General features: G+C 42.5%; 25 protein-coding genes. 3 read left to right on the top strand and 22 right to left on the bottom strand.

Features of this window, described 5'->3' with window-relative positions; translation table 11 throughout:
• Positions 1-56: 56 nt before the first annotated feature.
• Positions 57-977 carry an aldo/keto reductase gene (locus tag IRY55_RS01570; RefSeq protein ID WP_194561501.1) on the top strand — a complete coding sequence of 307 codons (921 nt, stop codon included), beginning with the start codon at positions 57-59 and terminating at the stop codon, positions 975-977.
• A gap of 40 nt (positions 978-1017) precedes the next feature.
• Here the strand turns inward: IRY55_RS01570 and IRY55_RS01565 are convergent, their stop codons facing one another.
• From IRY55_RS01565 to IRY55_RS01540, 6 genes are all read right to left on the bottom strand, one after another.
• Positions 1018-1773 carry an exodeoxyribonuclease III gene (locus IRY55_RS01565; protein WP_194561500.1) on the bottom strand — a complete coding sequence of 252 codons (756 nt, stop codon included), beginning with the start codon at positions 1771-1773 and terminating at the stop codon, positions 1018-1020.
• A gap of 5 nt (positions 1774-1778) precedes the next feature.
• A complete protein-coding gene (locus IRY55_RS01560; RefSeq protein ID WP_194561499.1) occupies positions 1779-2882 on the bottom strand; it encodes an NAD(P)/FAD-dependent oxidoreductase in 1104 nt (367 codons plus the stop codon).
• Positions 2883-2980: 98 nt separating this feature from the next.
• A complete protein-coding gene (locus IRY55_RS01555; RefSeq protein WP_194561498.1) occupies positions 2981-3775 on the bottom strand; it encodes an ABC transporter ATP-binding protein in 795 nt (264 codons plus the stop codon).
• Complete coding sequence (locus IRY55_RS01550; RefSeq protein WP_194561497.1) at positions 3762-4784, bottom strand: ABC transporter permease; 1023 nt, start codon at positions 4782-4784, stop codon at positions 3762-3764. The genes IRY55_RS01555 and IRY55_RS01550 overlap by 14 nt, the downstream gene beginning before the upstream one ends.
• 22 nt (positions 4785-4806) lie before the next feature.
• Positions 4807-5805: an ABC transporter substrate-binding protein gene (locus IRY55_RS01545; RefSeq protein ID WP_194561496.1), complete on the bottom strand. Its 999-nt coding sequence runs from the start codon at positions 5803-5805 to the stop codon at positions 4807-4809.
• A 219-nt stretch (positions 5806-6024) separates the two neighbouring features.
• Complete coding sequence (locus tag IRY55_RS01540; RefSeq protein WP_194561495.1) at positions 6025-6237, bottom strand: DUF3886 domain-containing protein; 213 nt, start codon at positions 6235-6237, stop codon at positions 6025-6027.
• 68 nt (positions 6238-6305) lie between these two features.
• Here IRY55_RS01540 and IRY55_RS01535 point away from each other — a divergent pair, with 68 nt between their 5' ends.
• A complete protein-coding gene (locus tag IRY55_RS01535) occupies positions 6306-7229 on the top strand; it encodes an alpha/beta hydrolase (RefSeq protein WP_235960996.1) in 924 nt (307 codons plus the stop codon).
• A gap of 31 nt (positions 7230-7260) precedes the next feature.
• Here the strand turns inward: IRY55_RS01535 and IRY55_RS01530 are convergent, their stop codons facing one another.
• The 10 genes from IRY55_RS01530 to IRY55_RS01485 form a co-directional block, all read right to left on the bottom strand.
• Positions 7261-7497 (bottom strand): YneF family protein, encoded by a 237-nt coding sequence (locus IRY55_RS01530; RefSeq protein WP_194561494.1) that lies wholly within the window; start codon positions 7495-7497, stop codon positions 7261-7263.
• Positions 7498-7579: 82 nt separating this feature from the next.
• Positions 7580-8749 (bottom strand): hypothetical protein, encoded by a 1170-nt coding sequence (locus IRY55_RS01525; RefSeq protein WP_194561493.1) that lies wholly within the window; start codon positions 8747-8749, stop codon positions 7580-7582.
• Positions 8749-9981 (bottom strand): hypothetical protein, encoded by a 1233-nt coding sequence (locus IRY55_RS01520; protein ID WP_194561492.1) that lies wholly within the window; start codon positions 9979-9981, stop codon positions 8749-8751. Before IRY55_RS01520 ends, IRY55_RS01525 begins: the two co-directional genes overlap by 1 nt.
• Positions 9978-10844 carry an ATP-binding cassette domain-containing protein gene (locus IRY55_RS01515; RefSeq protein WP_194561491.1) on the bottom strand — a complete coding sequence of 289 codons (867 nt, stop codon included), beginning with the start codon at positions 10842-10844 and terminating at the stop codon, positions 9978-9980. The genes IRY55_RS01520 and IRY55_RS01515 overlap by 4 nt, the downstream gene beginning before the upstream one ends.
• A complete protein-coding gene (locus IRY55_RS01510; protein WP_194561490.1) occupies positions 10831-11577 on the bottom strand; it encodes a hypothetical protein in 747 nt (248 codons plus the stop codon). Before IRY55_RS01510 ends, IRY55_RS01515 begins: the two co-directional genes overlap by 14 nt.
• Before the next feature lies 1 nt (position 11578).
• On the bottom strand, positions 11579-12136 hold the full coding sequence (locus tag IRY55_RS01505) for an RNA polymerase sigma factor (protein ID WP_194561489.1): 558 nt from the start codon (positions 12134-12136) through the stop codon (positions 11579-11581).
• 106 nt (positions 12137-12242) lie between these two features.
• Entirely contained in the window at positions 12243-14243 is a 2001-nt protein-coding gene (gene tkt, locus IRY55_RS01500; RefSeq protein ID WP_194561488.1) for a transketolase, read from the bottom strand.
• A 91-nt stretch (positions 14244-14334) separates the two neighbouring features.
• Entirely contained in the window at positions 14335-14565 is a 231-nt protein-coding gene (locus IRY55_RS01495; protein ID WP_194561487.1) for a DUF896 domain-containing protein, read from the bottom strand.
• A 66-nt stretch (positions 14566-14631) separates the two neighbouring features.
• A complete protein-coding gene (locus IRY55_RS01490; protein WP_194561486.1) occupies positions 14632-15279 on the bottom strand; it encodes a YneB family resolvase-like protein in 648 nt (215 codons plus the stop codon).
• Positions 15276-15497, bottom strand: coding sequence for a hypothetical protein (locus IRY55_RS01485; RefSeq protein WP_194561485.1), 222 nt, complete (start codon positions 15495-15497; stop codon positions 15276-15278). The genes IRY55_RS01490 and IRY55_RS01485 overlap by 4 nt, the downstream gene beginning before the upstream one ends.
• Before the next feature lie 153 nt (positions 15498-15650).
• Here IRY55_RS01485 and lexA point away from each other — a divergent pair, with 153 nt between their 5' ends.
• Positions 15651-16271 carry a transcriptional repressor LexA gene (lexA, locus tag IRY55_RS01480; RefSeq protein WP_194561484.1) on the top strand — a complete coding sequence of 207 codons (621 nt, stop codon included), beginning with the start codon at positions 15651-15653 and terminating at the stop codon, positions 16269-16271.
• A 40-nt stretch (positions 16272-16311) separates the two neighbouring features.
• On the opposite strand, the gene IRY55_RS01475 is transcribed toward lexA, so the two are convergent.
• From IRY55_RS01475 to mutS, 6 genes are read right to left on the bottom strand one after another with little or no spacing between them, the layout of a single operon-like run.
• Positions 16312-17547 (bottom strand): methionine gamma-lyase family protein, encoded by a 1236-nt coding sequence (locus tag IRY55_RS01475; protein ID WP_408015130.1) that lies wholly within the window; start codon positions 17545-17547, stop codon positions 16312-16314.
• A 52-nt stretch (positions 17548-17599) separates the two neighbouring features.
• Positions 17600-17809, bottom strand: a complete 210-nt coding sequence (hfq, locus tag IRY55_RS01470; RefSeq protein WP_194561482.1) for an RNA chaperone Hfq — start codon at positions 17807-17809, stop codon at positions 17600-17602.
• A gap of 43 nt (positions 17810-17852) precedes the next feature.
• The gene (miaA, locus tag IRY55_RS01465) at positions 17853-18770 is read right to left on the bottom strand and encodes a tRNA (adenosine(37)-N6)-dimethylallyltransferase MiaA (protein WP_194561481.1); all 918 of its coding nucleotides are present in this window, start codon (positions 18768-18770) and stop codon (positions 17853-17855) included.
• Positions 18763-19653, bottom strand: coding sequence for an alpha/beta hydrolase (locus IRY55_RS01460; protein WP_194561480.1), 891 nt, complete (start codon positions 19651-19653; stop codon positions 18763-18765). Before IRY55_RS01460 ends, miaA begins: the two co-directional genes overlap by 8 nt.
• 13 nt (positions 19654-19666) lie before the next feature.
• On the bottom strand, positions 19667-21442 hold the full coding sequence (gene mutL / locus IRY55_RS01455) for a DNA mismatch repair endonuclease MutL (RefSeq protein ID WP_194561479.1): 1776 nt from the start codon (positions 21440-21442) through the stop codon (positions 19667-19669).
• Between the two features lie 10 nt (positions 21443-21452).
• On the bottom strand, positions 21453-24032 hold the full coding sequence (gene mutS / locus IRY55_RS01450; RefSeq protein WP_194561478.1) for a DNA mismatch repair protein MutS: 2580 nt from the start codon (positions 24030-24032) through the stop codon (positions 21453-21455).
• Between the last annotated feature and the right edge of the window lie 83 nt (positions 24033-24115).

Below are 24115 nucleotides of genomic sequence, written 5' to 3'. Positions count from 1 at the left end.
TTTCATATTCTTTTTCATTACATCTATTGTATCATGAGAATGAAGGGGGAACGATTATGAAGACTAGAACAATTGGTAAGAGCGAACTCGTCGTTTCTGAACTTGGGCTCGGGTGCATGTCACTCCCGACAAATCAAGAGAAAGCGCGCTCAGTCATCGACGCGGCTTTAGATTATGGCATTACGTATTTCGACACAGCCGATTTATACGATGCAGGACAAAATGAAATTGTCGTCGGACAAGCACTCAACAAACGTCGACACGAGATCATTCTCGGGACAAAAGTCGGCAATGCGATGAATCCTGATGGGAAAACGTGGACATGGAATCCATCGAAAAAACATATTATGTCGAGCGTAAAAGAAAGTTTACGTCGCTTGCAAACCGATTATATCGACTTATATCAACTTCACGGAGGGACGATGGAAGATGACGTAGAAGAAACGATTGACGCTTTCGAGACGTTAAAAAAAGAAGGACTCATTCGAGAATATGGCATTTCATCGATTCGACCGACTGTCATTGAACGTTTTACAGAGATGAGTAAGGGGGTTTCGGTCATGATGCAATACAATTTGCTCGACCGTAAAGCGGAGCAAGTATTTCCATTGCTCCAACAACGAAACAATAGTGTCATCGTGCGCGGTTCGATTGGCAAAGGTTTACTGACGGAAACATTCGCTAAACGACTCGCTAATCACGCGGCATTCCCACCGTTTACAAACGTACAACTTTCAGAGCTTCTTCCAAAAGTCGAAGCGATTGAACCGCATATGCAGGCAGTTGCCCTCCATTATTTATTGCAGTCACCTGTCGTAGCGACGGTATTGATCGGCTCTCGCACAGTAGAACAACTGCAAAGCTCCTTGCATGCCTACAATCAAACGATTAGCGAAGAAACATTGCAACAAATTGAACAGCTCATCCCATTTCACCCGTATCAAGAACATCTTATCGATTTTGAGCATTATCATTAAAAAAACATGGGGCGAAAAATTTCGCACCCATGTTTTTAGATTATAAATCGAATGTCGCCGTCACCGGACAGTGGTCGCTCCCGAGCACTTCTGACTCGATCGTCACCGCTTGTAAACGGTCGGCTAGACGGTCGCTCATCATAATGTAATCGATACGCCACCCGATATTGCGGTCTCGCGCTTTATTCATATAACTCCACCAAGTATAAGCGCCTTCTGCATCGGGATAAATGTGTCGAAACGTATCGGTAAACCCTGCTTCTAAAAACGCCGTATGTTTCGCACGCTCTTCATCTGTAAACCCTGAATTCCCGCGGTTCGACTTCGGATTTTTCAAATCAATTTCCGTATGTGCGACGTTCAAATCCCCACAATAAATGATGGGCTTTTTCGCATCGAGCATCTGTAAATAATGACGTACATCCTCTTCCCACTGTAATCGTTCTTCTAAACGGCTTAAATCACGCTTCGAGTTCGGTGTGTACTCCGTGATGATATAATAATTATCATATTCTAGCGTAATGATGCGGCCTTCTTTCTCGGATGTTGCTTCTCCTACTCCGTAATGAACGGAAAGCGGTGTATGCTTCGTAAAAATAGCTGTGCCAGAGTAGCCTTTTTTCTCCGCATAATTCCAATACATTTCATACCCTTCTAAATCTAACTCAATTTGTCCTTCTTGCAATTTAATTTCTTGTAAACAGAAAAAATCGGCATCCGCTTCATGAAAATAATCTAAAAAACCTTTTTTCACGACAGCGCGTAATCCGTTCACATTCCACGTTACGATTTTCAAACTATTCATCCTTCCTGAATCGATTCAATTGTATAATGTTCTTTCGGTAAAACTGGTTGTTCTCCTAAAACGAGACGCGCAAGTTCCGCTCCGACGAACGGACCGACGGTTAAGCCTGAAGCTCCGAGACCGTTAGCCGTCCATACATTATTTGTCGACGGAACAGTCCCATATACGACAGAATACATCGGTGTATGAGGTCGCACACCGACTCTCACTTCAAGCAAGGTCGCTTCTTCTAGTTTCGGAGCGACGGTGAACGCTTTGTCTAAAATAGAATGCACTCCCCCTGCTGTCACGTTTAAGTTCGTATACTCATCCTCATGCGTTGCTCCACAAATGATGCGATCGTCTTGCGGAACGATATAATGATTACCATCTGGCATGACAACAGGTAAATGCGACACATCTTCCACTACTTGCAAGTGCGCAATTTGTGCTTTTTGACCTCGCACTGGGAAAGGCACTTCAATCGATGCGAAAGTTTCCGCAGCCCAAGCACCAGTAGCAACAACGATGCGGTCTCCTTCGACACGTTCACCATTTAAAGTGACGAATACCTCTTGCCCTTCGCGATGCAATTTCGCATCTCCTACAAGCTCTTTCAAATGATAATGGCGAGCCGCTTTAAGTAAAGCACTTCGCAATTGCTTCCCGTCGACACGTGCTCCACCTGTGACGAATAAAGAAATAAACCGTTCATCGAGATAAGGGAAGCGCTCCAAAGTTTCGCGTTCATTTTGTGTGTCACATCGTCCGATTTCGGGCGCGTCTTCTGTTCGTTTTATCATTAACTTTTCGATTTTTTCTCTCTTTTTTTCATCTTCATATAGACGAACGACACCATTTTGTGCATACCCGATTTGTTCGACACCGTCTTCTCGCAACATTTGACGTAGCACATCGTAATATTTCGCTCCTTCTTTCGCTAAAGCATACCACGGCTTGTTTCGTCGCTGCGACAGCCAAGGAGCGACGATTCCTGCAGCGGCATCTGTCGCTCTTCCTCGTTCTTCACGGTCGATCAACGTTACCGCGACTCCTCGTCTTGCGAGATGGTATGCGGTACTCGCTCCGATAATTCCACTTCCGATTACAATCACGTTCATAAAGCTACCTCCACTTTGTATTCACTTCTTGTAGCTTATCAAAGTTTACGCTTTTTTTCAGAACAAAAAACTCGGTAGTGTAGACTACCGAGTTCAACTTAACTCAACAAAGCAGCGTCGTTCACGAGTTGTTCTCCGCGTATTTTTTGGAATTGTTCCATCAACTTCGGAATCGTCAACGTCTTTTTCTCTTCTTCGCCTACTTCTAAAATAATTTGGCCTTTATCCATCATGATGAGGCGGTTGCCGAGGTCGAGCGCTTGCTGCATATTATGCGTAACCATCACTGTCGTCAATTGGTCTTTCTCGACGAGTGTTTTCGTAATGTCCGTAATCGATGCTGCACGCGACGGGTCGAGTGCAGCTGTATGTTCGTCTAAAAGTAAAATGTTCGGGTTCGTAAAAGTCGCCATCAATAAAGATAACGCTTGACGCTCTCCCCCTGATAACATGCCGACGAGTGTGTTCATTCGATTTTCAAGATGAAGACCGAGCGTTTCAAGCGACGTTTTAAAATATTCACGACGCTCTTTCGTCACACCGAGACGGAGGCGACGACGACGGTTTCGCGAATAGGCGATCGCTAAGTTTTCTTCAATCGTCATCGAAGGTGCGGTTCCTGCCATCGGGTCTTGGAAGACGCGTCCGATATATTGCGCACGCTCATGTTCTTTCAATTTCGTCACATTATTACCTGCGATATAAATATCTCCTGCATCTGGTGTGAGTGCTCCTGAAATCATATTGAGCATCGTGGACTTTCCCGCCCCATTACTTCCGATGACCGTGACGAAATCTCCTGCTTGTAGATGTAAATCGATATGGTCGAGCGCCACTTTTTCATCGGGTGTTCCTTCGTTAAACACTTTCCAAATTTGATCAATTTTTAACAAGGAGATCCCCCCGTTCTGCATCCAATGCGGCGCGTCTTTGTAATTTTTTCTTTTTATTCCGTCGTTCTTCAAATAATCGCGGAACGACAAGTGCAATGACGACGATGATCGCTGTAATTAATTTCATATCGCCTGGGTCTAAATTGATGCGCAATGCAAATCCGAGAATAATGCGATAAATGACAGATCCAATAATGACCGCAAATGTCGTACGGACAATCGTCTTCGTTCCGAAAATGGCTTCTCCGATAATGACCGAAGCGAGACCGACGATAATCATTCCGACCCCCATCCCGTTATCTGCGAATTTATTATATTGAGCGATGAGCCCACCTGCCAATGCGACGAGACCGTTTGAAATCCCGAGCCCTAAAATAATGAGGCGGTCTGTATTCGCTGAAAAACTGCGAATCATGCGTTGGTTATTTCCTGTCGCACGAATTGCTAAACCGATTTCAGTTTGTAAAAAGAAGTCGACGATTAATTTAATGACGATAATGACGATAATCATTAACGCTAAAATACCGTAACTTCCCGGTAAACTTTGCGCACCGAGTGCACTGAACATACCGTTAATCCATCCGTCTACTGGCAATGTTTTCCAAAAGGCTAAAAAGGAGCTAAATACCGTCTCTTCATTTAAAAGTGGAATGTTCGGACGTGTCACACTCGTTTCTGTCGACAAGCCCATAATGCGCAAGTTAATGGAATAGAGCGCAATCATCATAATAATCCCGGAGAGTAGCGGATTAATTTTCCCTTTAGTGTGCAAAACCCCTGTGATTGTTCCGGCAAAAAATCCAACAATGATTGCAAGCAATGTCGCAACGATTGGAGAATAACCGAATGTGATCATCGTTGCGACAATCGCAGCTCCTGTTACGAAGCTGCCATCTACCGTCAAATCTGGAAAATCTAAAATACGGAATGTTAAATATACACCGAGTGCCATAATCGCATAAATAACACCTTGTTCAATTGAACCGAATAATGCAGCTAAAGCAAGCATCGATTATTCCCCCTTTCTTATATTATTTTAATTCTGCGTTCCATTCTTCTTTAATTTCAATATTTAATTGTTTCGCTTTCTCTTCGTTAATTAGTAAACGTAAGTTTTGTGGGACTTGTACTGGAATGTCTGCTGGCTTTTTGCCATCTTTCAAAATTTGAACAGCCATTTCTCCCGCTTCGTATCCGATATCGTAAAACTCAAATCCGAATGCTCCTAAACCACCGCGTGCTACTGAATCGAACTCAGCGACGAACATCGGTAAATCATGTTCTTCTGCTACGCCTACGACAGATTCTAAAGCGTTGACGACTGTATTATCTGTAATGATGTAAATACTGTCGACTTTACCGATTAACGATTCTGTCGCCTGTTTTACTTCAGCGCTCGATGATACCGCTGCATCAACGATTTCAACGCCGTATTGTTTAGCTGCTGCTTTCGCTTGGTCAATTTGAACACGTGAGTTTTGTTCTCCTGAGTCAAACACCATTCCAATTTTCGTTGACCCTAATTCATCTTTTAAAAATTCAATACTTTTCGCGACTGCTTCCGGGTGGTTGTCTGTCGTTCCTGTAACGTTGCCACCTGGTGCTTCGTTCGAATCAACTAAGTTCGCTTCCACTGCGTTCGTCACCGATGTGAACACAATCGGAATATCGTCTGTCGCTGCTTTCGCTGCGAGTGCGCTCGGTGTGGAGTTCGCAAAAATTAAATCGACTTGATCTCCGACTAAGTTCGTCGCAATTTGCGCGTTAATGCTTTGGTCATTCTGTGCGTTTTGCACGTCATATTTCACATCTAAACCAGCATCTTCTAAAGCTTTTTTAAATCCGTCAAATGCTGCGTTTAACGATGGATGTTCTACAATTTGTGTTACGCCGATGACGTATTGCTCTTTGTCACCACTCGCTTCCCCTTCATTCCCTTCCGCCTCTGTCGACGGTTTGTCATCTCCTCCGCATGCTGCAAGCACGAGTAGTGCCAATAATGCGAATAATGTAAATATATTCTTTTTCATTGAATAGCCCCCTTTGAATAGTTTCGATATAAATGGTATCGTACAATGTTCTTTTCATTCCGTCAATCTATTTTCGTGATTTTTCTGAAAGTTCTAACGCTGTTAAAATGGCTTAAAATAGCGCTTAAGCTATGGTACTTCAATGATTCAACGCTTTAGTGTGATGAAATAATATTTTCAAAAAAAGTTACTCAGTAAGAGAGTAACTTTCATTAATAATTATTCATATTTTTGAATAGGCCCATCATATTCTGCTAATAGTTCTTCGAAGCTTTTATTTTTTTCACGTTCTTCTCGCTCTTTACGTTTTCTTTCACGTTGCTGTTCTAATTCTTTTTTCTCTCTTTGTTGCGCTTCTTTTTTCACCGTTTTCAACTCTTTTTGTAACGCTTCATTCAGTTGATCTGCGAGTGTGAATTTTTCATCAATCATCTTACACGCCTCTCCTTCTATTCAATGGTATACTTATTGTATCAAATCTTGCACAGAAGGTGATTCATTTGCGCTTACTAAAATTGCTCATGAGCAGTTTAGGCATTTTATTTAGCGCGTTCGTTTCTATCGGTTATTTACTGACGAACCGCATGATGTTCATCAAAAAGAAAGACCCCTCTACCATTTATGAACGAGAAATTTTACTCAATGAAGAACAACGGAAGTGGTATGAACGCGTTCCTAAAAAAGAAATTCAAATTGATTCGATGCACGGGTATCCTATTCAAGCGACGGTCATTCAAACAATCGATGCGCCTCGTTATGTCATCTTTAGTCATGGCGTGACAGAAACACGACTGAGTTCCATTCAATTTGCGATGTTATTTGAACAGTTCGGTTACAATGCAGTCATTTATGATCAGAGAAGACATGGAACGAGTGGTGGGAAAACGACATCTTTCGGCTACTATGAAAAAGTCGATTTAAAAGCGGTCGTTCAATATGTAGAACAATGGAGAGGTCCCGAAGCTGAAATTGGAGTTCATGGCGTTTCGATGGGGGCAGCGACTGCTCTTTTATATGGAGGAACATATGAAAATACTCCAATTTCATTCATCATAGCGGATTGTCCTTTTTCCAGTTTCTCAGAACAACTCGCTCACATCGCTAGCGCCGAAACTTCCCCTTATTGGACCGAGCAAGCACTACGCGTGGCCAATTTATTTCTTCGATGGCGAGATGGCTACACACTCAGCGAAGTTTCTCCTATCAAAGTAGTCGACCAAATAAAAGTACCCATTTTATTCATCCATACGTTGAAAGATACTTTTATTTTACCTCATATGAGTGAAGACTTGTACGAAGCAGCCAATGAGCCTAAACAACTCGTGTTATTACCAGAAGGAAAACATGCGCTCGGGTATCGAAAAAATCGAGAAGCATACCGAGATGCGATCGCTGACTTTTTACAACATGTTAAAAAAGACTGACTCTCGTTAATGAGAAGTCAGTCTTTACGTTTTATTTTTTGTTTTTTTGCTTGTCACTTACACGGTTCATTTGATTCATCATTTGATTAATTTTCTTCTGTGATGGTTTTTGACCCATTTGCATCATCATCACACGTAACATCTCTTCGTTAATCGGTGGGTTTTCTTCCAAGTAGTTTTCCATATATTTTTTAGAAACCCAAAATCCGATGAAAACGCCGATAATTAAAGTAGCAAGTGCAATGAGGACTACCCAAATTGTACTCATGTCGTTCCTCCTTAACTGCTTTATTCGATAAACTGTCCACTATGCATTATACAACGACTAATTCCGAATAGCAATAACTCGTTCATTCAAATGGTACGACGTCTTTCTTCTTTTCACAATAAACAATCGCTCCCAATAAGATTATAGCGAACAGTCCGATGCTACCGAGCTGAACCCACGTATAGAAAGGCGGATACCACGCACTAAACAGACGGGTAATGGAAAGCGGTAAAAGAATCGCCGCACAAGCGATCACAGCTAAAATAACTCCTCCTGCAAGTTGCAATGCGTTTTTCGCATACGTTCCGATCCACATTCCGACGATCGTTGAGACGAACGTGAAAAAGAATAATACAACGACCGTCATCCATAACCATTCTCCAATTGTCCAATCGAACCAAATTTCACCTGAAATTAACTCCCGAATCGGCACGTCGACAAAGTATAGATGACCGTTTCGTTCCATCAAATACGCATAGACGACGATCATAATGAAAGTAAGTATACCGCTGACCGTCATACTAGCGAGCCATTTCACAAAAGGCAAACGTCTGCCGTATGTCGTACTGTATTGTAACGGAATCATTCTTTGCATGCGATCTTGATAATGAACGGGTGCTGTAATGAGTAAAGTGACGAGAACGACGATGAGTACGGCAGACGTCGTTAAATTGCGAACGATGAGAAAAATTCGTTCAGGTTGCGCTACAATCGTAGACTGTTCATACAATTGTTCGTAATAGTCAGGGGACGCTGCGTCACGATGACCGGGTCCATGTCGATTTTGCTCAATGTATGTCTCATTTCCTTCGTAAAAACTTAACAGGCGGTCATATTCTTGCCAAAGCCAAAAATCTTCCGACTCATTTGATTCAAAAATCCAATCGTCATGTAGAGCGGAAGCCCGTTCTCCCCGTTCATTTTCTTCCCAAATGAGCTGTTGCCATTCTTCAAATGTGTTCACGCCTAATTGTCGGAGCTCCACATCGTTTTGAACGTATGCATCTAACTTTGTTTGATACAGCGCTGTTATTCGTTTGACATCTTCCCAATCCTCTTTTGTCATCGACGGACCGTATGTGTCGACGAGTTCTCGGTGGACGATGATGCTTGAAGCGGTAGATTTTCCTTGATTCATCATCCGAATATCATAATCTGTCAGCAACATGTACGTAATGAAATGCGCACTTAAAACAAACAATAGAAGGGGAAGTGACCGGTATTTTTTACACTCATTCCAAAAGATTTTCATCACTCTACCTCCTGCCAATCTTTTCTTTTAAAATGTCGCCATGCGTAGAAGGAAATTATTCCAATCATTATTGCAGAAAGAAGCAATGTTTTCCATTCAAAATGAGGATCGAGCGTATACCCTTTCCACATCATGAGCCAATGAGCAGTTCCTACGATGAGCGTCGATAAAGTATAGGTCGCATAAATGAGCAAGCTTGAACTTTTCGAAATGAAGGCAGGCACGATAAACAATAAAAATAAAATCGCGATCACGGCTGCCGTTGCGATATACGTTTGATGCCAATATAAACTGATCGCCCACGTCAAACAGACAACGAGCACGATAATGGAAAGCCCAATTCCCCACTGCACTGATACATATTGAATAAATGTGAAAGGATACCATGTCATAAATAAGTTCGGCCCTTCTACGTTCCAACTACTGCTCACATAACTTGTCCATAAAGATGGAGTCGTGTAAAGCGCGATATACGAACCGATTGATAACAAAAATAATCCAACATATGTACTGCTTGCGACGAATAAACTCGACAGCCATTTCGCTATTTGAACTTTTCTTCCGACCGTTGAGCTGTAGACGACGGATGCTGTGCGATGTTCGCGCTCGTAACTCGTCAGCAAGGCAGTAATTAAAATAGTGATCAACACCGATTCCATCAGTACAGCACGCATCAGTTTCCCGAACAGTGCATCATGCTGGCTAAAAAGAGCGTTCGGCGCATAGTGGGTCGGCGCTTCTTGTGCGATTAACTTGGAAAAACGCATTTCTAATGCTGGAATATGCTGGCGTAATGTTGCTGCTGCATTTCCTGTTAATCCGTACATCCGAACAATTTGCTCAACTTTTTCGTCTACTTGTAACGCAGCACGCTGCTCGTGTAATGCGATAAAATGATCCCAATACACTTCTTCTGTCAACAATTTTAAAAACTTCTCATCTTCTATGACATTTCCTTTGTTTAATGCTTGTCGATATACCTCAACGAGCGTCATCTCTCCTTTTCGCAACGGTTCACTCGCTTGTTGATTCATTTTTTGTCGTTCTTTCATCATCTCATTCGTCCACACTACTTGAGGTTCATTCACTTGTAAAAAACGCTTCACATCCGAACGAACGTAGTCATTATTCCATAAAAATAAGCCATTCCATAAGAGTGCTATGATGAAAAATATATAAAAAATACGTAGCGACAATACTTTCTTCACTTCTTGTCCAACGATTCGCCTCATCGCTCTACCTCATCTCGATACTCAAATAAAAAGACATCTTCTAATTGAGGCGGTACTTCTTGTGCTCCTTGTACGGGATGCGTCGTAATAAAACGAATGTCCATCCCGCCTGTTTGTTGACGTTCACTTACAATTAAGTGCTCGCTAGCGAAAGAAAGGTATCGGTCATCTGGAACGAACATTTCGAATACCTGTCCTTGAAGCGATTGGCAAATATGAGGAACAGTATGCGCATATCGAATACGCTTGTTTTGAATCATAATAATTTCATTCGCGATCGATTCTATATCACTCACAATATGGGTGGAAATCAGGACGATTCGATTGCGCGCTAACTTTGTTAAAATTGAACGAAAACGTGCGCGTTCTTTCGGATCGAGTCCTGCAGTCGGTTCATCGAGTACGAGGATATCAGGTTGCCCTAATAAAGCTTGCGCAATGCCGACGCGTTGAATCATTCCGCCTGAAAATTGCTTCATTTTTTTCTTGCGCACGTCAAACAGCGCCACTTCTTCCAATAACGTCGGAATTTGTTCTCGCAATTGTGCTTTCGAAATCCCTTTTAACGTCCCGATATAATGTAAAAATTGCTCTGGATTATATTGTTTATAAAATCCGAACTGTTGAGGCAAGTAACCAACACGTGCCCGATACTCGCTTCCGAGCGCTTCAATCGGTACACCGTCCCATAAAATTTCCCCTACGGTCGGACGAGTTAATGTCACAATCATTTGCATTAATGTCGTTTTCCCTGCCCCGTTTGGCGCTAATAAACCATATACACCGGGCGATAGCGTTAGTTGAATATCTTCTAGAGCTGTAAACGATCCGTATGATTTTGTCACATGATCAATCGTAAGCATAGTAATCTCCTCTTTCTACGCGCATACAAAGGCGCATCACTTCTTGATAAAATAAAACATATAAAGCGCACAATAAAAAAGTAGCGACGATGAGTTCTCCTACATGAAGGGTCATTTCATTTATATTTAAACGCATCATGAAACCATTTCCACCTAGCCAAATCCCCCACCATAGGACGCGCCATAAGTAAAATCTGGCATGCACCATTAAGAAAAAATGACCGAATGTTAGAATGAGAATACTCCCGTTCATAAGTAGGGCTACAATCCAAAAACTCGGCATTTGAAACAAGAGCGCGCTACAGGCAAATAAGCTTGTTTGAATGACGAGTACTGCGCTAACGAGTACTAATAGATGAGCGGCCATCACTTGCATGCTTGTATAACGCGTCGTCATTTCTAACTCATACGTTCCCGCTTCTTTTTTTCGCCAAAAGGTCAATAGTAAAAAGCTCGCAAAAAGTAAAGGGATACCTACCAAAATGGATAGACCATTAGAATTCAAAGATTCAGATAGAGACGCAGCATTCGTTACGATGAGATGAATTAAAGCGATTGCGCTTATACAATAGATGATTAACTGCTGTGTGATCAGACGCCATCCAATCACCGTCCATAACTGTTTAAATAACTGCGTTCGAGACATCGGCTTTTTCATCTCATTTAAAATGAAATGAATCGACTTTTCTTTTTTTTCATCCGATGGATACGGAATCGGGCGATTTTTTTCCATTTTACTCCTCCTGTGTCAAGCGCACCATTTGAAGCGCGCGATAATATTTTGTTTTCACAGTAGAAAGAGGCAACTGCTCTTGTTCAGAAATTTCTTTTAAAGTGTACGCTCCGAACCATTTTAAGCGAACGATCATTTGTAAGTCAGGCGACAATTGTTGAATCGCTCTCATCACCTCTTCGTAACGTTCTTCTACTTCAGGCCTTGTTAATTCCTCTACTGCTTCATACATTGTCCAATCTTCCACATATTCTGTACGCTTCATATGTTGGTACGCTTTAGAACGATAATAGTCGATTAAATGGCGAGACGCGATGCGATAGAGCCATGTGCGAAAAGAAGCTCGTTTTGCATCATACGTAGGCAAACTTTCCAACATGCGAATCATCAATTCTTGCGTTAAATCGAAAGCGAGTGTTTCATTTAACGTTTGTTTATAAAAATAACGATACATTTCATCGTAATAGTGTCGAATGATCTGTTCAGCAGCATTTCGATCTTGCTTTTTTTGTACGCGGCGAATGTTGCGCTGTTCTACTCGATTTGTCCATTCCGTCATGATGCATCTCCCTTCTATTCATACATTCGTAAAAAGTTTCAATAAAGTTTTAAAAACAGAAAAAAATCGATGAAGTGTTCACTTCATCGATTTCTTTATCTCATTATTATGCGAGCAATGTTTTCACACGTGCGACCACATTGTCTACTGTAAATCCGTATTCTGCCATCACGATATCTCCTGGTGCACTTGCGCCAAATGTATCGATTCCAAGTACATCGCCGTCTGTACCTGTATATTTGTGCCATCCCATCGAAGCGCCCATTTCAATTGCGAGGCGTTTCGTTACAGATTTCGGTAATACTTGTTCTTTATATGCTGCATCTTGTGCGTCGAAACGATCCCAAGAAGGCATTGAAACGACAGAAACGATAATATTCTCTTTTTCAAGTGCTTTTTGCGCTTCAACAGCCAAACTCACTTCAGAACCTGCAGCGATTAAAATCGCATCTAGATCGCCATTTGCTTCTGAAACGACGTACGCTCCTTTGCCAACACCTTCAAATGCACGTTCTTTCGTTGTCGGTAAAACAGGTAAGTCTTGACGTGAAAGCACGAGTGCTGTCGGAGTTGACTCAGATGTGACTGCATAGTACCAAGCAGCTGATGTTTCGTTCGCATCTGCCGGGCGCATAACCGATAAGTTCGGCATCGCACGGAAACTTGCTAAATGTTCGATTGGCTCGTGTGTCGGACCGTCTTCTCCTACTGCGATACTATCGTGCGTAAAGACGTAAGTGACAGGTAAGCCCATCAATGCTGATAAACGAACAGCTGGACGTACGTAATCGCTGAATACGAAGAATGTTGCTCCATACACTTCAAGTCCACCGTGTAACGCCATACCGTTCAATGCTGTACCCATTGCGAATTCACGCACACCGAACCAAATGTTACGGCCTGCATATTGTTGAGAAGGTAAGAAGTCGCCTTCGCCTTCCATCATCGTTTTATTTGAGCTTGCAAGGTCAGCACTTCCACCAAACAGTGAAGGGACTGCTTTTGCAATCGCATTAATTGCTTTATGTGAAGCAGAACGTGTTGCGATTGATTCGCCTTCTTCGTATGTCGGCATCGCTTCCTTCACATCGACTGTCAATTTACGATCAATCGCATCGCCTAATTGTTTTGCTAGTTGTGGATACGCTTGTTCATACGCTTCAAACATTGTATTCCATTCAGCTTCTACTTCACGACCGAGTGTTGTCGTCGCTTCTTTAAATGTTTCATACACTTCTTCAGGTACATGGAATGGTTCGTGCTCCCAAGCGTACGCTTCTTTCGTAAGTGCCATCTCGTCTGAACCGAGTGGTGCACCGTGCGCTGCTGATTTTCCTGATTTATTCGGTGAACCGTAACCGATGACTGTTTTAACTTCAATCATTGTTGGACCGCCATCATTTGCTTTCGCTTGAGCGATCGCTGCATTTAATGCATCCACATCGTTTCCATCTTCTACGCGGATGTAATTCCAGCCGTATGATTCAAAACGCTTTTGAATATTTTCAGTAAATGACATGTCGAGTTCGCCATCTAATGAAATATCATTACTATCATAAAGAACGATCAATTTATTTAATTGCAAGTGACCTGCTAATGAAATCGCTTCTGCTGCGACTCCTTCCATTAAGTCACCATCTCCACATAATGCGTACGTATAATGATCGACTACATTGAATTGTTCACGATTGTAAGTCGCTGCTAAATGACGTTCTGCCATCGCCATTCCGACAGCCATTCCGACACCTTGTCCGAGCGGTCCTGTCGTCGCCTCAACGCCAATTGTATCTCCGAATTCAGGGTGTCCTGGTGTTGCTGAACCCCATTGGCGGAAGTTTTTAATTTCTTCCATCGGTAAATCATATCCTGATAAATGCAACAAGCTATAAAGTAACATCGAACCGTGGCCTGCCGATAATACGAAACGGTCACGGTTGAACCAATTCGGATTATCCGGGTTATGATTCATCTGTTTCGCCCATAGCGTATAAGCCATCGGAGCAGCTCCCATCGGAAGTCCTGGGTGACCAGAGTTCGCCTTTTCAATCGCATCAATCGATAATGTACGGATCGCATTAATCGCTAATTGATCTTTTTCTTTTGTCATCAGTTTTGTACATCCTTTCACATATGAACATTATTAGAACTATCATGTATTAGTTTAGTCAATTCGACATCGAAATACAATGTCTATCCCGTTAATTCAATTTATTGTGACGCTTTTCCTTCACTTTTTCAGGAGTGACATCGTTTCCTTCTGGATCGATTACTTTCACATGTTCAATTGTGTCGCGCATCGTGTTGCGAAATGTTTCTAAATATTGTTTGCGGAGCGACGTCTGCTCTTTCGCTTCTTCTATCGATAATCCTGTCGTTTTCGCTTTTTTCGCTAATTCGTTAATTCTTTGTAATTTATCTGGTGATAACATGTCTTCATTCCTCCAATATTTTTCACTATGTAGACGTTATACAATATTGGAGAAAAGTGCAACTACTTACGCTTGATCTTTTTCATACTCTTTATAACGGCGATGAATCGTCGCTTTGCTCGCTTCATATCCTAATCCGTTTAAAACCGTCGTAATTTCATCGAATGTCATCCCTTTATTGCGCAAAGAGACGATCTCTTCAATCGGAACCGTCAAACGCGCGCGCCCTTCTGGATTTCCTCGGTTTTTTAAGTTTAATTCGGGGCGATATCCTTGTTCGATCGCTCGCTTCATTCCACGCTTAATTTTCGCATTATGAATTTTGCGCTGATACTCCTCCACGACCGCTAAAATTTCTAACACCATCGCATCCATATCCGATAAGACGAACGGACCTTGATCGCTGTTCGTAATGAGTGTCGTATTGGTTTTCTCCAATAAGTGTAAAATCGCGATGCGTGCATGCCCCCGACCGATGCGTGTTTCATCTTGAATGAATAAAGCATCTACTTTTTCATCTTTCAAACATTCCAATAAATCCATTAACCCGTCGCGTTCGACATCATATCCACTCGCTTCATCTTCGAACACTGCGATCGTTTTATAATCCATCGACTTCGCTAGTTCAAGAAGCTCTTCTCTTTGACGCTGTAAAGACGTCTGTTGTTGTTCTTTCTCCGTGCTCACACGGCAGTAAATTACCGCTCGTTTCACTTCCGTTCCCCTTCCTTTCGCGTTTCTTTTTTGTAATAGGCAATTTCTTTATCCCATATCAATTGTTCTTGTTGAACGAGTGTCGGAACAACTGGATTGAACTGTTCTTCCTTTTTTTCACCAGATGTTCGATCATCTATATATAATCCGATTAATGCTATACATGATAACACGATACTTAACATAAAAAAATAACTGTATTGTTGAATATATTTCATTTGAATCCCTCCAAAAAGAATGTCTGTTCGCAAATGTATGTTCTCATTATAGAAAGTACGTTCGCATTTGTCAACAGGTTTTACGAACTATTGTTTGCCTTGCATGCGAACACATGTTATAATCACTTTATAAAATAGTAAGGGAGGAATTCCATGAAAAAAATTACTGCACGTCAACAAAGCATTTTAGATTTCATTAAAAGTGAAGTAAGAGAGAAAGGCTATCCACCTTCTGTCCGAGAGATCGGCGAAGCGGTTGGACTCGCTTCTAGCTCAACTGTTCATGGACATCTCGACCGTTTAGAAAAGCGCGGATTTATCCGCCGTGACCCTACGAAACCACGCGCGATTGAAGTGCTCGATCCTCATGGAATCGACGAATTAAAATCACCAGTCATTCATGTACCGCTTATCGGCAAAGTGACAGCTGGTGCACCGATCGATGCGATTGAAAATATCGAAGAATACTTCCCCATTCCAGACACGTTCGGAACGAAGGATTCACAATTGTTCATGCTTGAAATTCAAGGTGAAAGTATGATTGAAGCAGGTATTTTAAATGGGGACTATGTCATTGTGAAACAACAGATGACAGCTGAAAACGGGGAGATTGTCGTTGCGATGACAGATGAAGATGAAGCGACGGTCAAGCGTTTCTTTAAAGAAAATAACCACTTCCGTTTACAACCTGAAAATAGCTCGATGGATCCGATTATTTTGCCGAACGTTTCGATTTTAGGTAAAGTTGTCGGTGTGTTCCGCACATTCCATTAAAAAAATCCTTTACGCAAATTTTGCGTAAAGGATTTTTTATTTATAATTGAATCATTTGTTTTTCAATGAGTTGTTCAACCGATGAAAGAACAGCTGCTTTCACATGTTCGTACGTTAAACCACCTTGCACATATGCCGTATACGGTGGACGAATTGGACCATCTGCTGTCAATTCAATACTCGATCCTTGAATGAATGTTCCAGCTGCCATGATGACATCATCCGCATAGCCTGGCATGTATGATGGTTCCGGCGCGTAATGTGCATCCACTGGTGAATGTTGTTGAATCATTTGACAGAAACCAATCATTTGTTCTGGCGTTTGGAAATTGACCGATTGAATTAAATCTGTTCGTTTCGCTTTATAAGATGGCGTCGTATTCATACCGAATGATTCTAGTAGAGCGGCTGTAAAAATAGCCCCCTTCACAGCTTGACTTACAATATGAGGTGCTAGGAAAAAGCCTTGATACATTTCGAGCAATGTATCTAAAGAGGCGCCCGCTTCACGACCGAGACCAGGGGAAGTCATACGGTATGCACAGCGATTTACGAGATCTTCACGTCCTGCAACGTATCCACCTGTTCGTACAAGTCCGCCACCTGGGTTTTTAATTAAAGAGCCCGCCATTAAATCTGCACCTACTTGTGTCGGTTCGAATTCTTCTACAAATTCTCCGTAACAATTGTCGACAAAAATAATGACATCTTCTTTCATTTTGCGCACTTCTTGGATCATTTCATCGATTTCTGCAATCGTGAATGAACGACGATCCGAGTATCCTTTTGAACGTTGGATTCCAATCACTTTCGTCTTGTCTGTAATGCTTGCGCGTACAGCGTCAAAATCGACATTATCTTCTTCTGTCAATTCAACATGACTGTATCCGATATTGTAATCTTTCAATGAACCTGTATCTTCTTCCCCACCATCTACAATGGAAGCGAGCGTATCATACGGCTCTCCGGTAATGTACAATAGGTCATCGCCCGGACGTAATACGCCAAATAAGCTAATCGCGATCGCATGCGTTCCTGAAATAATTTGGTTACGAACGATACAGCTTTCTGCTCCGAACGCATCCGCATAAATTTGTTCGATTGTATCGCGTCCAATATCGTCGTACCCATATCCTGTTGAACCACTTAAATGGAAGTCGCTCACTTTATTCTTTCCAAAAGCTGCGAGCACTTTGCGCTGATTGTGAAAGGCGATCCGTTCTACTTCTTTCGTATACGGTTCAATTTGTTTTTCCACTTCATCGACACGCTTCATTAAACGTGCATCAAATGGTTGAATCATCATCATGTACCATCCTTTTCTCTGTTTACAATACTGGTTTTGCTGGGACATATGTAGAAATGGCGTGCTTGTAAATCAATTGTTGTTTGCCATCTGTTTCAAGCAATACTGTGTAGTTATCATATGATTTAATAATCCCTTTTAACTGAAAACCGTTCGTTAAAAATACGGTGACAAAAATACCGTCTTTGCGCAAGTTATTTAAAAAAACATCTTGCATATTTTGTGTCGTCATCTGCTCTCCTCCTATCCTTTTACGTACTATACGACATTTTACCTCATTCTTCCTGAAGACGTCTAATGATTTCTGTTATTTTTTGTTCCATCGGAGATCTCGCATCGAGCCAATGAACGTCCATTTTATTGTTGAAGTATGTCATTTGGCGCTTCGCATAGCGACGTGTATTACGTTGAATGAGTGCCACGACCTCTTCTTTCGTCCGATTCCCTTCAAAATAAGGAATCCATTCTTTATAGCCGATGCCACTCATCGACTGTGCCTTTTCCAATCCTTTATAATAGAGGGCTTCCACTTCCGCTTCTAATCCTTCTTTCATCATGAGCTCCACTCGCTCATTAATGCGTTCATACAACTCCGAACGATCCCATTCTAAACCGATGAGCAGATGAGGATAGACAATATCGTGCCCTTTTTGTTGTTCATGCTCGCCTTTCGTTCGCCCAGTCGTATCATAAATTTCGAGTGCTCGAATGATGCGCCGACCATTGTTTGGATGAATCGTTTTCGCGCTTTCTGGATCTTTTTCAACGAGTTCTGCGTACAGTATGTCTAAGCCTTCTTTAGCTGCTCGTTGTTCATATACACGACGCACAGTTTCATCCGTCGCTTGTTCTGTAAATTGAAAATCATACAATACCGCTTGCACATAAAGGCCTGTTCCCCCTACGATGATTGCCTGCTTACCTCGCGCTTGAATGTCGTCGATCGTTTGGCGCACGAGCTTTTGGTAGTCGCTCACCGAAAACGACGCTTCGGGTTCTAAATAATCGAACAGATGGTGAGGGATTCCTTCTTTTTCTTCTTCTCGAATTTTTGCGGTTCCAATCGATAGCTCTTTATACAGTTGCATCGAATCGCCATTGATCACTTCACCGTCGAGACGCTTAGCGAGTTCCACACTGAGCGCTGTTTTTCCTGATGCTGTCGGGCCGAGTATCGCAATGACTTTATTCATTTTGCAGCCAACTTTCCATCACAGCATAAACGGATGCTTTCGCTCGTTCATGGAGCAGCTCATGTCGCGCGTTTTCCATCATATATAACGTAACATCATTATATTTTGCATATCGCTTCGCTAGATGACGAATATCACGGCCTTCTTTACCGACAGGGTCTTCTGTTCCACCTAAGAACAAAATGCGTTTCTGGTGAGATAAGTTCCGTTCATTATGGTACATTCGCTCAATTAGAGAAAATAATTCTTCGTGAAAACGTGAATTTGCAACCGCTCCTGTCATCTCGTCTGCAACGTAGCGCTCGACCGCTTTCGTATCACTCGATAACCAATCCACATCCGTTACTCCTTCAAATTTTCGATTAAAACCGAGAAACGTCAACTTGCTTAAAAGATTGTCTTGTTGCTTGTCGCGATATTTAGCTATTGTTTTTCCAGCGCGAACTGCCAACCTCGGTGGGCAACCTGTTGAGGCAATAATCGCTTCTTGAATCGTGTCATCCGTTAAGACGAGTTGACGCGCGATGAAAGAACCCATGCTATGACCGAATAAAATATAACGTTGCGCTCGGTCTTTTACGTAATGTGCTCGTACCGCTTGTGCGTCCTCTTCGTAATACATCGAGTTATCGACGATGCCCAGTTGATCATTCGCGGTATGTCCATGCGCGCGTTGATCGTGAGCAAATACGATGTAACCGAGCGATGCAAAATAGCTCATCATTTCGTCATAACGCCCCGTATGCTCTAACATGCCATGCAACACTTGAATGTATCCTTTACACTTTCCTAAAGGCTCATAGCAAACCGTATAAACATTTATCCCATCTCTCATTTGTAATGGCTTCGACGAACGTTTCACTTGCAGTTGCAAATCTTGCATTGTCCTCTCCTCCTCACATAATTCGTTTAAACATTTTTTCGATTTCCATCGTCGTAAAGTGAATGAGCACAGGTCGACCGTGCGGGCATGTATATGGGTGCTCGGCTTTACTTAAATCATGTAGTAACTGTTCCATATGCTCTTTCGTTAAATAATGATTCGCTTTAATCGAGCGCTTGCAACTCATCATAATCGCTGCTTCTTCGCGCAAAGCGGTAACATCTATTTTTTGATGCGTCAGTAATTGTTCAATGAGCTGTTCGATCGTTTCTTCCACTTCTTCTTCTGGAAACCATGTCGGATATTCGCGCACGGTGTAGGAAGAAGGGCCAAATGGTTCTAAAAAAACGCCGGCTTGTTCAAGCAATGGTTTGCGTTCTTCAATTTTCTCCATCTCTGCTTTCGAATAATGGAAGATGAGCGGGATTAACAACTGATGACGTTCTTCGCCAGTCGCTTTGCCGAGTTGCTCTTTAAAAAACTCATATTTAATCCGCTCTTGCGCGGCATGTTGGTCAATCATATAAAACCCGTCTTCATTTTGCGCGATAATATACGTCCCATGTACTTGACCGACCACTTCTAACGTCGGAAAAGTCGCTTCTTCCTCTTGTGACGGAATCGTTAATATTTCTTCTTCCGGTTCGCTATAAAAATCGACGACAGGTAAAGGTGGCTCTTCTTGTATATTTGATTGCTGCGAAAAGGTCGGACGTTCAACGATAGGTGGTGCTTCTTTTTCCCAAATGGTTGGCTGATATGATTCAACATGCTTCGGCTTCGGTGGAACCGCTACTGGAATCGTCACACGTTCTTGAACCGCACGACGAATCGTGTCGCGTATTAATTGTAATAAAGATGCCTCTTTCCCTAACCGTACTTGTTGTTTGGACGGATGGACGTTCACATCTGTCAATTGAGGGTCTGTCGTAATTTCCAAGACGACGATTGGGAATCGACCGATCGGTAAAAAGGTGTGCATACTGTCTAATACAGCTTGTTGAATCGCATAGCTTTTCACCCAGCGACGATTAATTAAAAAAGTCATATAATTCCGATTCGCGCGCGTCACTTCCGGTAAACTGACATATCCTTTTATTCGATAATCTTGATTTTCCGCTTGAAAAGCGACCATTTTTTGAGCGATTTGAATGCCGTAAATCGATGCGATATTGCGCAATTGGTCGTTTCGTCCCGTCGTTTCAACGATCGGTTTACCGTCGCTCACTAATTTGAAGCTCACTTCCGGGTGGCTAAAGGCGAGCCGATTTACTAAATCGATGCAATGTCCGAGTTCCGTCTGTAATGATTTCATATGTTTCAGTCGAGCAGGCGTGTTGTAAAAGAGCTGAGACACTTGAAAATCTGTTCCTTTTCTTGCAGGAGCCCCGTCTACTTGTTGAAACTCACCACCATGTATTTCCACATAGGTGCCGACTTGTCCTGTCGATGTCGTCATTTGCACTTTGCTCACTGCGGCAATACTCGCTAATGCTTCACCACGAAAGCCGAGCGTTTCGATTCGGAATAAATCATATTCATTTTTCACTTTGCTCGTCGCATGTCGTTCAAATGCTTTCGTCGCGTCTTCCCGGTCCATTCCCGCTCCGTCATCGATAACGCGAATAAGGCGTAATCCGGAATCTTCTACATACACTTCAATATGCTTGCTTCCCGCATCGAGCGCATTTTCAACGAGCTCTTTGACGATGGAAGCAGGGCGTTCTACTACTTCTCCAGCGGCAATTTTATTCGATAAACGGTCGTCCATAATATCAATATTGCCCATAAGCGATGCGTCATCTCCATTTCTTTTGCCATTCGGCTAATTGTTGTAAAGCTTCAAGAGGCGTCATATTCAGTAAGTCGAGTTGCTGAATTTCTTCTTCAACTGGATGCGTCGTTTGTATGTCAGGCTCTTTCTTATTCACTTCTTCAAAAAAGGATAGTTGTGCGGGTTGCTCTTGAATGACTTCTTCTACTTGTTGCTCTCCTGATATTTTTTCAAACGATTGCGTTTCACTTTCAAATTGAGTGAGCAATTCCCCTGCACGAGTTAAAATCGATTCGGGTAATTTCGCAAGTTTCGCCACATGAATTCCGTAACTGCGATCTGCTGCGCCTGGTGCTACTTTGTGTAAAAAGACGACATCCCCGTCTTGTTCTGTCGCTTGTACGTGAACGTTTCGCAGTTGATCTAAGTTTTGTTCTAAAGATGTCAATTCATGATAGTGCGTTGAAAATAAAGTGTTCGCACCGATTTCATCATGAATGTATTCCATCATCGCTTGCGCTAAACTCATTCCGTCATACGTGGACGTTCCACGACCAATTTCGTCAAACAGTAATAAGCTGCGAGGCGAAGCATGTGTAATCGCATATTGAGATTCCATCATTTCCATCATAAATGTACTTTGACCGGAAGCGAGATCATCCGCTGCGCCGATGCGTGTAAAAATTTGATCGGTAATCGGCAAATGCGCACGATCGCACGGCACATAGCTACCGATTTGCGCCATAACAATCGTCAAAGCCACTTGTCGCATATACGTACTTTTCCCCGACATGTTCGGTCCGGTAATTAATAGCATATTGCTCGATTCAGTCAATTCACAATCATTTGGAACGTACAATTGAGCATCCATCATTTGTTCAACGACGGGGTGACGTCCGTTCGTAATCGTAAGCGCTCGCCCTTCGTGGAACGTTGGGCGGACGTAATGGTAACGTTCCGCTAAGTCAGCGAATGCGACGAGCACATCTAGTTCACTCAAATGATGTGCTAGCTGTTGCACTTCTTGAATGTGCGCTTGACTGTCACTTCGCACTTTTGTAAAGAGCGTATATTCAAGTTCTAAACTTTGTTCTTCCGCATTTAAAATGAGCGCTTCTTTTTCTTTTAACTCTTCTGTAATGAAACGCTCCGTATTCGCTAATGTTTGTTTTCGCTCGTAGCGCGCTTCGTCCATTAAAGTAGCATTGGCACGTGTCACTTCAATAAAATAACCGAAAATACGGTTGTAGCCGATTTTCAAGTTTTTAATTCCTGTTTTTTCTCGCTCTTCTCGCTCTAATTGTTGCAACCACGTTTTTCCGTTGCGGGAAGCATCGCGCAAACGATCGAGCTGTTCATCATAACCATCGCGAATCGTGCCTTCTTCTTTCACAGAAATCGGCGGTGTTTGGGCGATCGCTTCTTCTAACAATGTTCGGAGTGGAACGCATGGATTTAATTGTTCAGCTAATAAAGTGAGTGCGGGTACTTCCGTTTCGCGCAATAGTTGTGTAATAGCTGGAACATGTTGTAAAGAATCGCGCAATTGTGCTAAATCTCGCCCTGACGCGGACCCCATCGCAATGCGTCCCGCTAAACGTTCTAAATCATACACTGATTTCAATTCTTTTTTTAACGCGTCACGTGTAAAGTATGCTTCAATCAATGCATCGACACGGTCGAGTCGTTCATTGATGAGACGCTCATTTGCTAGTGGCTCGTGCAACCACATTTTTAGCTTGCGTGCTCCCATCGCTGTCGTCGTCACATCAAGCAACTCGTATAGCGTACCTTCTTTTGAATTGTTGCGAATTGACCGAACGAGTTCCAAGTTGCGCATCGAGTTCGCATCGATTGTCAATGTTTCCGCACGTTCTATCCATTCAAACGGTTGAATATGATCTAAGCTCGTCTTTTGCGTCTCTTGTAAATAACGCCAAATAAGTGTAGCCGCTTCGACTGCTGTTTTCGGTAACGCTTCGACTAACGACGGTTTCACTTCCCCGTCCATCGTCGGAAAGCTGATGAGAAAATGACGGTCTTTCGCGTACTTTTCAAATGCGTCATCTTGCTCTGCTAAAACGAGCTCTCTTATTTGAAGCGCATCGGCTACGTGAAGTACATCTTCCATCGTACCATGTACGACTTCACATTTTGCAATCCCTGTCGCTAAGTCTACGTAAGCGAGATAGCTCGCTTCCCCTTCAAAGTGGATCGCTCCAATAAAATGATGACTCGTCGCATCGACTGTTTTTCCTTCTGTCAACGTTCCAGGTGTGACAATTTTAACCACTTCTCGTTTGACGAGCCCTTTCACTTCTTTCGGGTCTTCTACCTGTTCACAAATCGCAACTTTATATCCTTTTTGAACGAGTGTTTCAATATAGTTTGTTGCAGAATGATACGGTACGCCACACATCGGAATCCGTTCTTTTCCTTTCGCTGCTTCCCGGCTCGTTAACGTAATTTCAAGAATCGATGAAGCGCGAATCGCATCATCAAAAAACAATTCATAAAAATCGCCTAAACGAAAAAAGAGAAACGCTTCTTCATGCGCTTGTTTAATTTGTAAATATTGTTGAATCATCGGTGTATATGTCGTCATCTCTCGTATCCTTCCTCTACTGTATCTTTTACCATTATAACAAACTATTGTATCCCGACAAAAAAGAAAAACCGTTTAAAGAC

The organism is Savagea serpentis (genome assembly GCF_015351395.1).
GTDB classification, from domain to species: Bacteria; Bacillota; Bacilli; order Bacillales_A; family Planococcaceae; genus Savagea; species Savagea serpentis.
This window is presented reverse-complemented; position numbering and strand designations above follow the sequence as displayed.